The sequence below is a fragment of the Pseudomonas oryzihabitans genome (genome assembly GCF_032027545.1).
GTDB classification, from domain to species: Bacteria; Pseudomonadota; Gammaproteobacteria; order Pseudomonadales; family Pseudomonadaceae; genus Chryseomonas; species Chryseomonas oryzihabitans_F.
The window spans coordinates 77,768-91,438 of sequence record NZ_JAVSJB010000003.1 but is presented as its reverse complement, the minus strand read 5'-3'; the positions used below and the strand labels follow the sequence as shown (position 1 = coordinate 91,438).

Below are 13,671 nucleotides of genomic sequence, written 5' to 3'. Positions count from 1 at the left end.
ATAGGACCTTACCCATGCGTATAGATCGTTTCACCAGCAAATTGCAGCTCGCTTTGGCGGATGCCCAGTCCCTGGCCGTTGGCCATGACCATCCTGCCATCGAGCCGCTGCACCTGTTCTCCGCGCTGCTCGACCAGCAGGGCGGTTCCATTTCCCCGTTGCTGCGCCAGGTCGGCTTCGACCTCGCCAGCCTGCGCAAGACCCTCGCCGAAGAGCTGGACAAGCTGCCCAAGATCCAGAATCCCACTGGCGACGTGAATCTGTCCCAGGACCTGGCGCGACTGCTCAATCAGGCCGATCGCCTGGCCCAGCAGAAAGGCGACCAGTTCATCTCCAGCGAGTTGGTGCTGCTCGCTGCCATGGATGAGAACACCCGCCTCGGCAAGTTGCTGCTGGGGCAGGGCGTTTCGCGCAAGGCACTGGAGAACGCCATCAACAACCTGCGCGGCGGCGAGGCGGTCAACGACCCCAATGCCGAGGACAGCCGCAAGGCCCTGGACAAGTTCACCGTCGACCTCACCAAGCGCGCCGAAGACGGCAAGCTCGACCCGGTGATCGGGCGGGACGACGAGATCCGCCGGACCATCCAGGTCCTGCAGCGGCGGACCAAGAACAATCCGGTGCTGATCGGCGAGCCCGGCGTGGGCAAGACCGCCATTGCCGAGGGCCTGGCCCAGCGCATCATCAACGGCGAAGTGCCCGACGGCCTCAAGGACAAGCGCCTGTTGGCCCTGGACATGGGCGCCCTCATCGCCGGTGCCAAGTTCCGCGGTGAATTCGAAGAACGCCTGAAAGGGGTGCTCAACGAACTGGGCAAGCAGGAAGGCCGCATCATCCTGTTCATCGACGAACTCCACACCATGGTCGGTGCCGGCAAGGCCGAGGGCGCCATGGACGCCGGCAACATGCTCAAGCCGGCCCTGGCCCGCGGCGAGCTGCACTGCGTCGGTGCCACCACCCTCGATGAGTATCGTCAGTTCATCGAGAAGGATGCCGCTCTGGAGCGACGCTTCCAGAAGGTGCTGGTGGACGAACCGAGCGAGGAGGACACCATCGCCATCCTGCGTGGCCTCAAGGAGCGTTACGAGGTGCACCACAAGGTGGCCATCACCGATGGCGCCATCATCGCCGCGGCCAAGCTGTCCCATCGCTACATCACCGACCGCCAGCTGCCGGACAAGGCCATCGACCTGATCGACGAAGCCGCCAGCCGCATCCGCATGGAAATCGACTCCAAGCCCGAGGCCCTGGATCGCCTGGACCGCCGGCTGATCCAGCTCAAGGTGGAACGCCAGGCGCTGAAGAAGGAAGAAGACGAAGCGGCGCGCAAACGCCTGGAAAAGCTCGACGAGGACATCGCCCGTCTCGAGCAGGAATATGCCGATCTGGAGGAAATCTGGAAGGCCGAGAAGGCCGAGGTGCAGGATTCCGCCCAGTTGCAGCAGCGCATCGAGCAGGCCCGTACCGAGCTGGAGGCCGCCCGCCGCAAGGGTGACCTCAACCGTATGGCCGAGCTGCAATACGGCACCATCCCCGATCTGGAGCGCAGCCTGCAGATGGTCGACCAGCACGAGAAGCCGGCCAACCAGCTGCTGCGCAACAAGGTCACCGAGGACGAGATCGCCGAGGTGGTCTCCAAGTGGACCGGCATCCCGGTGAGCAAGATGCTCGAAGGCGAGCGCGACAAGCTGCTGCGCATGGAAGAGGCCCTGCACAACCGGGTGATCGGCCAGGACGAGGCGGTCACCGCCGTGGCCAACGCCGTGCGGCGCTCGCGGGCGGGGCTGTCCGATCCGAACAAGCCCAGCGGCTCCTTCCTCTTCCTCGGCCCGACCGGGGTGGGCAAGACCGAGCTGTGCAAGTCGCTGGCGGAATTCCTCTTCGATACCGAGGACGCCATGGTGCGCATCGACATGTCCGAGTTCATGGAGAAGCACTCCGTGGCCCGTTTGATCGGTGCACCGCCCGGCTATGTCGGCTATGAGGAGGGCGGCTACCTGACCGAGGCCGTACGGCGCAAACCCTATTCGGTGGTCCTGCTGGACGAGGTGGAAAAGGCCCATCCGGACGTCTTCAACATCCTCCTGCAGGTGCTGGACGACGGGCGCCTGACCGACAGCCAGGGCCGCACCGTGGACTTTCGCAACACGGTGATCGTCATGACCTCCAACCTGGGCTCGGCGCAGATCCAGGAGCTGGTCGGTGATCCCGACGCCCAGCGCGCAGCGGTGATGGATGCGGTGGCGAGCCATTTTCGCCCCGAGTTCGTCAACCGTATCGACGAGGTGGTGGTGTTCGAGCCCCTGGGCCGTGAGCAGATCGCCGGCATCGCCGAGATCCAGCTGCAGCACCTGCGTCAGCGGCTGGCCGAGCGTGACCTGCAGTTGGAACTGGCGCCGGAAGCCTTGGACAAGCTGGTCGCGGTTGGGTACGACCCGGTCTATGGCGCGCGGCCGCTCAAGCGGGCGATCCAGCGCTGGATCGAGAACCCGCTGGCCCAGCGCATCCTGTCCGGCGCCTTCGCGCCAGGCAGCCGTATCCAGGGTCGGGTGGAGGGCGACGAGATCGTCTTCGCCTGACGGAACACCGGGCGACTCAGTGTCGCCCGGTGTTTCGCATAATTTTGTGAAAAAACAGCGGGCTAGGTGTTGACGTCCGTTTCATCTTCCGTAAAATGGCGCACCTCACTTACGGCAAAGCCTGAAAGGCCTTGAAGTAAGCGGGGTTGGAAGAGAGAAATTCCGCGATAGCTCAGTCGGTAGAGCAAATGACTGTTAATCATTGGGTCCCTGGTTCGAGTCCAGGTCGCGGAGCCACTTCCAGTTTCGGGGTATAGCGCAGCCCGGTAGCGCGCCTGCTTTGGGAGCAGGATGTCGGGAGTTCGAATCCCCCTACCCCGACCACTTTTGGGTCGTTAGCTCAGTTGGTAGAGCAGTTGGCTTTTAACCAATTGGTCGCAGGTTCGAATCCTGCACGACCCACCATCTTCACCAGAAACCCTCCGCCAGGAGGGTTTTTGCGTTTCTGGGCCCTTGTTTTGTCCTGCCTTTGGGCTCAGGCCGTCTTCCTCCATGCCGATACTTCGCGGGTTGGGGCCTGGCTACGACCAGGTTCGGCCCCCCGAACTCGCCGGGCTAGTCTCCTTGCCAGCAAGAGGCCGACCACGATGCCGGCCAGGAAAGGGCTCTAATCCGCTCACCTGCATCGATCACCTGGATTCAAGCGGCGTGCTGCCGACAGCAAGGCGATAGTCGGTAGTAGTGACCCCCAATCACCTGACTACTATCAAGGAAGGAACATGGTTTTCAGGGCGGTGGAATGCGGTCGAAACGCCTGTTGGGCTTCACCCTCATCGAGGTCTTGGTCGTCGTCGCCTTGCTGGGCATCGTCACTGCCCTGGCGGCGCCGGGCTTCGCCAGCCTGGTGCAGAACAATCGTATCCAGGCCGCGGCGGGCGAGTTGCAGCGAGCGCTGTACTACGCCCGTAGCGAGGCCATGAGCAGGGGGGTGAACGTCATCGTCACCACCGATCCGGAGGATGCCAATGGCTGGACCGGCGCCTTGAAGATCAGCACCGTCAAGACCGTGGTGCTGCCTACTGCCGAGGTGCTACGCCAGTACAGTGGCGGCCTGGGTACCGGCGTCAACGGTACCGGCAGCGTGGGAGGAAGCCCCTTGACCAGTCTGACCTTCCAGCCCAATGGCAGTGTACGCATCGCTGCGGATGCCACCCTTCTCATCTGTGCCACCAATGCGCTTACCCCCGGCAAGCAATTCACCCTTAGCCTCGGCGGGGTCCTCACGGTGACCGACTTCGCGCCGACCCGGGCCAGTGCCGTGGGGTGCGGCTAGGTGAGGCGGGGGCAGCGGGCGTTCAGCATGATCGAGGTGCTGGTCAGCCTGGTGATCATCTGCCTCGGGGTGCTGGGCATGGTCGCCTTGCAGACGCGCAGCGTCGCCCTGTCCCAGGATTCCATACAGCGCAGCAACGCCATGGTACTGGCCAATGATCTGCTCGAGCTGATGCGCAGCAATCGCGACCAGGTCCTGGCGAGCGACAAGGTGAAGCCCGATGGGGTCTATGCCAAACAGGCGGGTGGCAACTTCCGCACCAGGGCACTGGATGCCGGCAAGACCTGTCTGACCCGGGATCGCTCGGCCGGTGGCGAAACGGTCGCCGGTCAGGATCTCGGCTGCTGGCTGGCGCAGGTCAAGGCGCTGCTGCCGGTGAGCGACGCCCTGATCACCAGCAGTTTCGCCGTTTGCCCGGCGTCCGGGGTGCCACCCTTGCCGGCCAGCGATACCTCGGGGAATACCACACCGCTCAATGCATGCGAGACCACGGCGCGTGCAGCGGTAATGGTGGTGATCGCCTGGCAGGACGTCAGCAACGATTCGGTGAACTGCCCCAGGGGCGTCTGCTACTACGCCCTGCGCTCGGAGCTTTGAGCATGAATCATCGGTTTCCCGGGCGAGATCGGCTGAAGGGATTTTCGCTCATCGAGATGATGATCGCCCTGACCGTGGGCGCCTTCCTGGTGCTGGGCGTCTCGCAGATCTACCTCGACAACAAGCGCAGCTTTCTCTTCCAGCAGGGGCAGACGGGCAACAGAAACAACGCCCAACTGACCCTGCAGTTGCTCGACCGACAGCTGGCCCGCACGGGTTTTCGCGCCGATATCCGCTACCAGAACAGTCTGGCGGCGGCCTTTCCCGCCGTGGGTGCCGTGGCGGATGCCGATGGCATCAGCTGTCCGGCCTTCGCTGCCGGGGTCACCTTCGCTGCGACCACCGATAGCGTCAATGCACCCACAGGGGTATGCATCCGCTACCAGGGCGCGCTGGATGGCAAGGATCTGGATTGCCTCGGCAACGTCATTCCCCGGGTGAATCTCAATACCGGTGGCAACGTCCTGCTCAAGCTGCGTTACCTGGCGAGCGCCACGCCCGGCACCGGAACCCTGAATTGCACCGTCTGGAGCGAGCGGGCAGGAGCGCTGACGCGCAAGGGCAGTGCCGTGCTGGTGCAGGGGCTACGGGATTTCCGCTGGTCCATCCCGCCGAAGGCGGACGCCCCGGCCGTTCGCTACGCCGCTCTGCTCAGCACCAGCGATGCGGTACCGGGCGATGTCGCCAGCAACGCCGCGGCCAACTGGCAGACCCTGACCGGCCAGCAGCTCGACGAGACGACCCGGTCCATGCAGATGGTGCAGAGCACCGTCACCCTGAGGAATCTCGCGCTATGAGTCGTATCCCGATCGGGCAGCGGGGCGCCACCTTGCTGGTCACCCTGGTGATGTTGCTCCTGCTGTCGCTGCTGGCGGCGTCCAGCATGCGTCAGACCCTGCTGCAGACCCGTAGCGGTGGCGCCGCCCTGGAGAATGTCCAGGCGTTCAATGCCGCGGAGGCGGCCTTGCGCGAAGGCGAGCGGCGTCTGGTCGCGCTCAGCCAGCAGCCGACCTTCACCGCCTTCAGCGCGGGATTCGCCAGCTGTAGCGAAAGTGTGGCGGCCGTCCGCGGGGCCTTTGCCAATCCCCCAAGTGGCGATCTGTGCATCCTGGGCAAGGCCAGCGATCTCAATACCAGTGCCCTGACCCAAACCTGGGCGGCGACCGCCCTGCAGGCGACCGACAAGACGCCGACGGCGCGTTCGGTGACCTACAGCGGCTCCGATGGCAGCTCGACGTTCGCCCGTACGCCGCGCTGGGTGGTGACCGCCATCGGTAGTAATTCCGTCGATGTCTCCGCACCGGCCAACAAGCTGTTCCGGGTCACCGCCATCGCCCAGGATCGCGGCGGCCGCTTCCCGGTGATCCTGCAGAGCGTCGTTTCCCTGGAGGTGCCATGAGCCGAGCCATACTGGCATCCACCGCTCTGTTGGCCGCCGTCGTCACCAGCGGCGTCCAGGGCGCGGCCCTGAATCTCAGTCAGCAGCCCCTGTTCCTCACCAACAGCGTCGGCCCCAATCTCTTCGTCACCCTGGACAACTCCACCAGCATGCAGATGGCCGTGGTGCCGGATGCCTCCAACACCGATGCCATCCGGCCGACCCGACGCGCCAAGTCGGCGGCCTTCAACAGCCTCTACTACAATCCGGCGATCAGCTATCCCGCGCCCTATGCGGTGAGCTATAGCGCTACTACCGGCCTGACTCGCACACGCCTGACCAGCGGCTTTACCAGTGCCTACGTCAATGGCTTTCGACCCGGCCTGGGCAGCGTGAATCTTGCCAGCGACTACCGGGTGAGCTGGAGTTACAACCCCAATCTGGTGACCACCGATCCCAATGTGGCGCGCGGCAACACCTACGGCAATCCGGGATTGCAAAACAACAGTCCGAGCATGCTGGCGGAGAATCCGTCGCAGGATTTTCAAAGTGCAGGTACCTACCAGGGAACCAGTGCCAGTTATGGCCGGGTGACGCTGCTGGACATCCTCCTGGGTGGCGGCTTCACCGAAACCATCAATGGCGCCCAGGTCTCCATCAGCGACTCGTCCCTGCTCGGTTGGTTGTTGCGTGGGCAGTCGATGACAGGATGCACGGCGACCATCGCCAACACCGCGTCTATCACCTACAGCAACGTGACCTGCACGCGGAACGTGAACTACGGTGTGGGCGGTGTGTTTTCGTCGGTGACCTACACCATCACGGCCAATACCAATACCTCGACGGCCATCGCGGGCGTCCCGGCCTACTACTATCTCTACGACACCACCCTGAACACCTGTACCCCGGCCTCCCTGCAAACCGATGGCTGCTATCGGCGCATCTCGGTCAGTGCCACTTCCGGTCCGAACGGCACGGACGAACGGCAGAACTTCGCCAACTGGTATTCCTTCTATCGCAGTCGTGCCTTGGCCGCGCAGACCGCCACCAACCTGGCCCTGGCGGATGCCTCGGAAAACATCCGGGTCGGCTGGCAGGCGCTGGGTACCAGCGACAGCTGCATCCTGGTGACGGCCAATGCCAACTGCCGCGGGATCGTCAGCGCGAGCACGACGACCTATGACAATCGCCTGCGGCCGTTCACCGGCGCGCAACGGGCTGCCTTCTTCACCTGGCTGGGCGATGTCTACTACAACCAGAGCACGCCCCTGCTGCAGGCGGTCGCTCGGGTCGGGGAGCTGCTCAAGACCACTGGCAGCGAAAGTCCCTACGCCTTTCAACCGGGAACCAGCGAAGCGCCGGTCTATGGCTGCCGGGCCAGCTACAGCCTGGTGGTGACCGACGGCATCTGGAACGCGGCTTTCACCACCAGCAACGTCGATGGCACGGCCGCCACCCTGCCGGATGGTCAGCAATATTCGCCGCAGGCGCCGTTCCAGGACAGTACGGCCAGTACCCTGGCCGACCTGGCCTTCCTCTACTGGCGTACCGACGCCCAGCCCAACCTGGACAACAAGGTGTCGCCCTACAACACCGTGAGCAGTGACGAAGCCCAGGGCAGCCGCACCCTCACGCCCTATTGGAATCCACGCAACGATCCTGCTACCTGGCAACACCTCACCAGCTTCTACGTGGGCATCGGCCTGAGCAGCGCCCTGGTCAACCCGGCTTGGGGTGGCGACACCTTCGCTGGGGGCTATGCCGGGCTGGCGGCGGGTAGCACGGCTTGGCCGGTCGCCGGCGCGGACAACTCGGTGAACCAGAACAACGTCTACGATCTCTGGCACGCGGCGATCAACTCGCGTGGGGAATTCTTCAGCGCGGAAAACGCCAGCGATCTCATCACCTCCCTGAGCGAGGTGGTCTCGCGCATCAGCCAGTCCACCAGTGTCGGCGCCAGCCAGACCGTCTCGCCGACCCAGGAGGGCGACAGCACCGCGCTCTATACCTATGTACCGTCGTTCTCCAGCACCGACTGGAGCGGGGACCTGATCAAGTACCAGCGCACGGCGACCAACCGGACGCGTATCTGGAGTGCGGGTCAGCAGCTCGACAGCCGTTTCCCGCTGGGCAATACCGGCTACGCCAGCCGGACGATCTACTTCGCCAGCCGCGGCGCCCTTACTCCCTTCACCTGGGCGAGCCTGACCGCCACCCAGCAGGGCTATCTCAATCGCACCGCAGCCGGCACCACCGATACCTACGGCAGCCGCCGCGTGGATTACCTGCGGGGTGACCGTGGCCAGGAGGCGCCTGGCGCGACGCCGTCCTTTCGTCCGCGCAACCATATCCTCGGCGACATGGTGAACTCTTCGCCCGTGGTGGTCGGTACCCCCAACAGCCCCATCGCCCTGATGAACGCCACGGTCGGCGATACCTCCTATGCGGATTTTCGCAACGCCAACCTGGGACGCGAGCGGCGTATCTACGTGGGGGCCAACGACGGCATGTTGCACGCCTTCAACGATCAGGGCGCGGAAGTCTTCGCCTTCATCCCCAGCGCAGTCATCCCGACGCTCAACAAGCTGACCGATCGCGGCTACAACGGCGGCCACCAGTCCTACGTCGACAACACGCCCGTGGTGGGTGACGTCTACAGCGGTGGCAGATGGCGTACCGTGCTGATCGGTACCCTGCGTGGGGGAGGGCAGGGTATCTTCGCCCTGGACATCACCAACCCGAACGCACCCACACTGCTCTGGGAAAAGTCCGCCAGCGATGCCGACTACGCCGACCTGGGCTTCACCTATGGAAGGCCCGTCATCACACGGCTGCACACGGGTGGCTGGGGCGTAGTGCTGAGCAATGGCTACAACAGCGCCAGGGACAACGCCGTGCTGTACGTGATGAACGTCGCCGACGGCAGCCTGATCAAGGCCCTTCCGGTGAGCGATGCCCTGACCACTGCCAATGGCCTGGGTGTACCCTTCGTGGCCGATGTCGACGGCGATCTGATCGGCGATTACGCCTATGCCGGCGACCTGCGGGGTAACCTCTGGCGCTTCGACCTGATCGGTACCTCCCTGAGCGCGGTCGCTGCGGCGGACAATTTCCGGGTAGCCTTCGGCGGCAGCCCGCTCTATACCGCACGGGCCAGCAGCGTGGCGTCCGGCACCACCAATCTGGTCCAGCCCATCACCGCCAGCCCGACGGTGATCGCCCATCCCACCGGCACGGGGCATCTGGTGATCTTCGGTACCGGCAAGTACCTGGAGACCGGTGACGCCATCGCCAATCCCAGCAAGGCCATGACCCTCTACGGCATCTGGGATCGCCAGACCGATGGCTCGGCGGCGGGTAGCACGCCCAGTCTGACGGTGGCCAATCTGCAGCAGCAGACCCTGGGGATCGACCAGCGCATCAGCTATACCGGTGCCGGTGGCTCCAGTGTCAGCAGCACGGCGAACGTCGTTTCCACCAATTCGGTCAGTTGGTACGATCCCGCGACGGCCGCCAGTGGCAAGCAGGGCTGGTACCTCAACCTGCCGCTCAACGGCGAGCTGGTCATCAACAAGCCCCAGCTCTTCAGCGGTACCCTGCTGATGAGTTCGCTGATACCCAGCACCGATGCCTGTACTGCCGGCGTCACCACCTATCTCTATGCCCTTGACCCCTACACCGGCGGCAACAACAACGGGTTGTTCAACCTGGGCGTGGACACGGCCTATGGGCGGATCCAGCTGGACGGCCTGCTGGGCGGCATCGTGCCCTTCCTCTATGGCAACGGCAATTTCAGCGTGGAAGGTACCCTGGCCGACTCCGCGCTCTTCGGCAGCGATGGTGGTCCCCAGCGGGAAGGCTTGACCGGCAAGCAGCCGCCCAGCCGGCGGCAGACCTGGCGGGTCATTAGCAACCAGGATTAGCCAGGGACTGGCATGACGAGCGCCCATGAAAAAGCCCGGCACTGGGCCGGGCTTTTTCATGGAACGATGCGTCTCAACGGGCGTAGGTCAGCAGCACGTCGCCCGGGATCTGGAAGTCCACCGACATCATCACGGAGAGCGCGGTGATGGCGATGATGGAGAACCCGAACAGCTTGCGTGCCCACTGCACGTCGTTCTCGGCCTGATAGCCCATGAACGCCAGACGCAGCCACCAAGCGCCGATCACGAAAGCCACCGCCAGATAGACGTAGCCGGCGTAGCCGAGCACGGTCAGCAGCAGGGTGGCAGCCAGGAAGGCCACGGTGTACCAGACGATGTGCCGCTTGGTCACCGAGATGCCCTTGGCCACCGGCAGTACCGGAATCGAAGCCGCGGTGTAGTCCTTGAGACGGAAGATGGCGATGGCGTAGGAGTGCGGCATCTGCCAGAGGCAGAAGATCAACAGCAGCACCGCGGCGCCGCTGTCGAACTGGCCGCTGGCGGCGCAGTAGCCGATCACCGGCGGCGCGGCACCGGACAGGCTGCCGACCAGGGTGCCGTACACCGAGGTGCGCTTGAGCCAGAGGCTGTAGAGCCCCACGTACACCACGAAACCCATCACCGCGAAGGCGGTGGCGACCAGGTTGGTCGCCCCGTACAGCAGTCCCACCCCGGCCAGGCCGAGGAGGGTGGCATAGGCCAGCGCCACCTTCGAGGAGATCGTGCCCTGGACCAGGGCACGATTGCGGGTCCTTTCCATCTTCTGATCGATGTCCCTATCGATCACGTTGTTGAACACACAGCCGGAAGCAATGACCAACGATACCCCGATGGCCGTTGCCAGCAGCAACAGCGGGTCGATGCTTCCTTTGGAAGCCAGGAAGAACCCGCCGGCAACCGAGATCAGGTTGCCGAAGATGATGCCCGGCTTGGTCACGAGGAGGTACTTCTTGATCATCACGTCGGCCCGGTTCAGTGGATCATCATGTTCTGGTGCATGTGGTACATGATCCACAGGGATCCCACGACCACGATGCCGACGATGACCACGGTGAACCCGAAGGAGATCACGTTCCAACGCTGCTCTTCGGAGGTGTTCAGGTGCAGGAAGAAGTACAGGTGCACCAGCAGCTGTACCACCGCCATGATCACCACGATCGCCAGGGTCGCGCCCTTGGAGAAGGTGGGGAACATCACCAGGCCGAAGGGAATGACCGTCAGGATGACCGACAGGATGAAACCGACCATGTAGCTCTTGAAAGTGCCATGGCTCTCGGCGGTGTGCCCGTGGGCGTTATGGTCGTGCGCCATTACAGAACCCCCATCAGATAGACGATGGTGAAGACGAAGATCCAGATGATGTCCAGGAAGTGCCAGAACAGGCTCAGGCACGACAGGCGGGTCACGTTGGTGGTGGTCAGGCCCTTGGAAGCGACCTGCAGCATCAACACGATCATCCAGATCAGACCGGAACTCACGTGCAGACCGTGGGTGCCGACCAGTGCGAAGAAGGACGACAGGAAGGCACTGCGATCCGGACCGTAGCCCTCTTCGATCAGGTGATGGAACTCATAGACTTCCATGCCGATGAAGCCGGCACCGAACAGCCAGGTGATCGCCAGCCAACCGAGGACGCCGCCCTTGCTGCCCTTATGCTGGGCGATCATGGCGAAGCCGTAGGTGATACTGGAGAACAGCAGGAGGAAGGTTTCCACCAGGACGAACGACAGTTCGAAGATGTCCTTCTGCGAGGGGCCATCGGCATGGGCCCCGCTCAGCACTGCATAGGTCGCGAACAGCGTCCCGAACAGAATGCAGTCGGTCATCAGGTAGGACCAGAAGCCGAACGTCTTCATCGATCCGGCGTCGTGGTGCCCATGCTCCTCGGCATGGGCGACTTCGTTATGCATAACTTGATTCGCCATTGGGTTAGGCCTGCTTCAATTTCGCCAGGGACTGGATGCGGGCGGTTTCGATGCGCGCCACTTCTTCCGCTGGTACGTAGTAGTCGACGTCTTCGTCGTAGCTGCGGACGACCGCGCTGACAATGGCGCCCACGAAGCTGGCGATGGCCAGCCACCAGATGTGCCAGATCAGGGCGAAGCCGAGGATCAGGGCGAAGAAGCTGATCACGATGCCGGCGCCGGTGTTGCGCGGCATGTGGATCTGCTTGTAGTCCGCATCCTTCTTCTCGGTGATGCCTTTTTCCTTCATGCCCCAGTAGGCGTCGATGTCGTGCACTTCCGGCACTTCAGCGAAGTTGTAGAAGGGCGGCGGCGAGGAAGTCGACCATTCCAGGGTACGGCCATCCCACGGATCGCCGGTCACGTCCATGTTCTCCGGCAGATTGCGGTCGCGGATACTGACGTAGAACATCCACAGCTGGCTGAGGATGCCGAGGGCGATGATGCCGGCGCCGATGGCGGCGGTCACCAGGAAGGGGTGCCAATCGGGGTTGTCGTAGTGGTTCAGACGACGGGTCATGCCCATGAAGCCAAGCATGTACAGCGGCATGAAGGCGACATAGAAACCGATCAGCCAGCACCAGAAGGCTTGCTTGTTCAGACGCTCGTTCAGCTTGAAGCCGAACACCTTCGGGAACCAGTAGATCATGCCGGCGAAGTAGCCGAACACGGCGCCGCCGATGATCACGTTGTGGAAGTGAGCGATCAGGAACAGGCTGTTGTGCAGCACGAAGTCGGCACCCGGTACCGCCAGCAGGACGCCGGTCATGCCGCCGATGCTGAAGGTCACGATGAAGCCCAGGGTCCAGAGCATCGGTGAGGTGAACTGGATGCGGCCCTGGTACATGGTGAACAGCCAGGTGAAGATCTTCACACCCGTCGGGATCGCAATGATCATGGTCGCGATGCCGAAGAAGGCGTTGACGTTGCCGCCCGAGCCCATGGTGAAGAAGTGGTGCAGCCAGACGATGAAGGACAGCACGGTGATCGCCACGGTGGCCCAGACCATCGACACGTAGCCGAACAGCCGCTTCTTGCTGAAGGTGGAAGTCACTTCCGAGAACACGCCGAAGGCCGGCAGGATCAGGATGTAAACCTCGGGGTGGCCCCAGGCCCAGATCAGGTTGGTGTACATCATCTGGTTGCCGCCGGCTTCCGCGGTGAAGAAGTGGAAGCCCAGGTAACGGTCCAGGGTCAGCAGCGCCAGGGTCACGGTCAGGATCGGGAACGCGGCCATGATCAGGATGGCGGTGCAGAACGAGGTCCAGGTGAAGATCGGCATACGCATCAGGGTCATGCCCTTGGTACGCATCTTCAGCACGGTGACGAAGAAGTTCACGCCGGTCAGGGTCGTCCCGATACCCGATAGCTGCAGCGCCCAGATGTAGTAGTCAACCCCCACCCCTGGACTGTACTGAATGCCCGACAGCGGTGGATAGGCCACCCAGCCGGTCGCGGCGAACTCGCCCACGAACAGCGACAGCATCACCAGCACGGCACCGGCCACGAACAGCCAGAAGCTCAGCGAGTTCAGGAAGGGGAAGGCCACGTCGCGGGCACCGATCTGCAGCGGTGTCACCACGTTCATCAGGCCGGCCACGAAGGGCATCGCCACGAAGAAGATCATGATCACGCCGTGGGCGGTGAAGATCTGGTCGTAGTGATGCGGTGGCAGGTAGCCCTCGGCGCCGCCGGAGGCGATGGCCTGCTGGCTACGCATGAGGACGGCGTCGGAGAAGCCGCGCAGCAGCATGACGAGCGCGACGATGAAGTACATCACGCCGATTTTCTTGTGGTCGACGGTGGTCAGCCACTCTTTCCAGAGATAGCCCCACTTGCCGTAGTAGCTGATCGCGCCCAGTAGCCCTAGGCCGCCAAGAGCGACCACGACGAACGTCACGAGAATGATCGGCTCGTGATACGGAATATCCGCAAGAGTTAATTTACCGAACATAAC

10 protein-coding genes and 3 tRNA genes are annotated in these 13,671 nt (G+C 63.3%); 9 read left to right on the top strand and 4 right to left on the bottom strand.

Translation table 11 applies throughout. The features are described 5' to 3' along the window. The first annotated feature begins 14 nt into the window (after nucleotides 1-14). From clpB to RND78_RS05320, 9 genes are all read left to right on the top strand, one after another. Nucleotides 15-2,579 (top strand): ATP-dependent chaperone ClpB, encoded by a 2,565-nt coding sequence (clpB, locus tag RND78_RS05360; protein ID WP_312726661.1) that lies wholly within the window; start codon nucleotides 15-17, stop codon nucleotides 2,577-2,579. A gap of 161 nt (nucleotides 2,580-2,740) precedes the next feature. Continuing rightward, nucleotides 2,741-2,816: transfer RNA gene (locus tag RND78_RS05355), tRNA-Asn, on the top strand. Nucleotides 2,817-2,826: 10 nt separating this feature from the next. Next, nucleotides 2,827-2,903: transfer RNA gene (locus RND78_RS05350), tRNA-Pro, on the top strand. A gap of 5 nt (nucleotides 2,904-2,908) precedes the next feature. Next, a tRNA-Lys gene (locus tag RND78_RS05345) sits at nucleotides 2,909-2,984 on the top strand. Between the two features lie 334 nt (nucleotides 2,985-3,318). Beyond that, nucleotides 3,319-3,852 (top strand): GspH/FimT family pseudopilin, encoded by a 534-nt coding sequence (locus RND78_RS05340; protein ID WP_312726659.1) that lies wholly within the window; start codon nucleotides 3,319-3,321, stop codon nucleotides 3,850-3,852. Beyond that, nucleotides 3,853-4,449, top strand: a complete 597-nt coding sequence (gene pilV, locus RND78_RS05335) for a type IV pilus modification protein PilV (protein ID WP_312726657.1) — start codon at nucleotides 3,853-3,855, stop codon at nucleotides 4,447-4,449. It abuts the gene before it with no gap. A 2-nt stretch (nucleotides 4,450-4,451) separates the two neighbouring features. Beyond that, the gene (locus RND78_RS05330; RefSeq protein ID WP_312726656.1) at nucleotides 4,452-5,246 is read left to right on the top strand and encodes a PilW family protein; all 795 of its coding nucleotides are present in this window, start codon (nucleotides 4,452-4,454) and stop codon (nucleotides 5,244-5,246) included. Then, nucleotides 5,243-5,848 (top strand): PilX N-terminal domain-containing pilus assembly protein, encoded by a 606-nt coding sequence (locus tag RND78_RS05325; protein WP_312726655.1) that lies wholly within the window; start codon nucleotides 5,243-5,245, stop codon nucleotides 5,846-5,848. Before RND78_RS05330 ends, RND78_RS05325 begins: the two co-directional genes overlap by 4 nt. Beyond that, nucleotides 5,845-9,750 (top strand): pilus assembly protein, encoded by a 3,906-nt coding sequence (locus tag RND78_RS05320; protein ID WP_312726654.1) that lies wholly within the window; start codon nucleotides 5,845-5,847, stop codon nucleotides 9,748-9,750. The genes RND78_RS05325 and RND78_RS05320 overlap by 4 nt, the downstream gene beginning before the upstream one ends. 73 nt (nucleotides 9,751-9,823) lie before the next feature. On the opposite strand, the gene cyoE is transcribed toward RND78_RS05320, so the two are convergent. From cyoE to cyoB, 4 genes are read right to left on the bottom strand one after another with little or no spacing between them, the layout of a single operon-like run. Beyond that, nucleotides 9,824-10,711 carry a heme o synthase gene (cyoE, locus tag RND78_RS05315; protein WP_295467976.1) on the bottom strand — a complete coding sequence of 296 codons (888 nt, stop codon included), beginning with the start codon at nucleotides 10,709-10,711 and terminating at the stop codon, nucleotides 9,824-9,826. 11 nt (nucleotides 10,712-10,722) lie between these two features. Further along, nucleotides 10,723-11,061 carry a cytochrome o ubiquinol oxidase subunit IV gene (gene cyoD / locus RND78_RS05310; protein ID WP_059226334.1) on the bottom strand — a complete coding sequence of 113 codons (339 nt, stop codon included), beginning with the start codon at nucleotides 11,059-11,061 and terminating at the stop codon, nucleotides 10,723-10,725. Then, entirely contained in the window at nucleotides 11,061-11,675 is a 615-nt protein-coding gene (locus RND78_RS05305; RefSeq protein WP_059226333.1) for a cytochrome o ubiquinol oxidase subunit III, read from the bottom strand. Before RND78_RS05305 ends, cyoD begins: the two co-directional genes overlap by 1 nt. Nucleotides 11,676-11,679: 4 nt before the next feature. Beyond that, nucleotides 11,680-13,668: a cytochrome o ubiquinol oxidase subunit I gene (cyoB, locus tag RND78_RS05300; RefSeq protein ID WP_312726650.1), complete on the bottom strand. Its 1,989-nt coding sequence runs from the start codon at nucleotides 13,666-13,668 to the stop codon at nucleotides 11,680-11,682. Nucleotides 13,669-13,671: the final 3 nt, after the last annotated feature.

Bases quoted from the DNA above. Each gene is read 5' to 3' on its own strand.
- clpB (WP_312726661.1), top strand. From the start codon at position 15: ATGCGTATAGATCGTTTCACCAGCAAATTGCAGCTCGCTTTGGCGGAT.
- RND78_RS05340 (WP_312726659.1), top strand. From the start codon at position 3,319: ATGCGGTCGAAACGCCTGTTGGGCTTCACCCTCATCGAGGTCTTGGTC.
- RND78_RS05330 (WP_312726656.1), top strand. From the start codon at position 4,452: ATGAATCATCGGTTTCCCGGGCGAGATCGGCTGAAGGGATTTTCGCTC.
- RND78_RS05325 (WP_312726655.1), top strand. From the start codon at position 5,243: ATGAGTCGTATCCCGATCGGGCAGCGGGGCGCCACCTTGCTGGTCACC.
- RND78_RS05320 (WP_312726654.1), top strand. From the start codon at position 5,845: ATGAGCCGAGCCATACTGGCATCCACCGCTCTGTTGGCCGCCGTCGTC.
- cyoD (WP_059226334.1), bottom strand. From the start codon at position 11,061: ATGGCGCACGACCATAACGCCCACGGGCACACCGCCGAGAGCCATGGC.
- RND78_RS05305 (WP_059226333.1), bottom strand. From the start codon at position 11,675: ATGGCGAATCAAGTTATGCATAACGAAGTCGCCCATGCCGAGGAGCAT.
- cyoB (WP_312726650.1), bottom strand. From the start codon at position 13,668: ATGTTCGGTAAATTAACTCTTGCGGATATTCCGTATCACGAGCCGATC.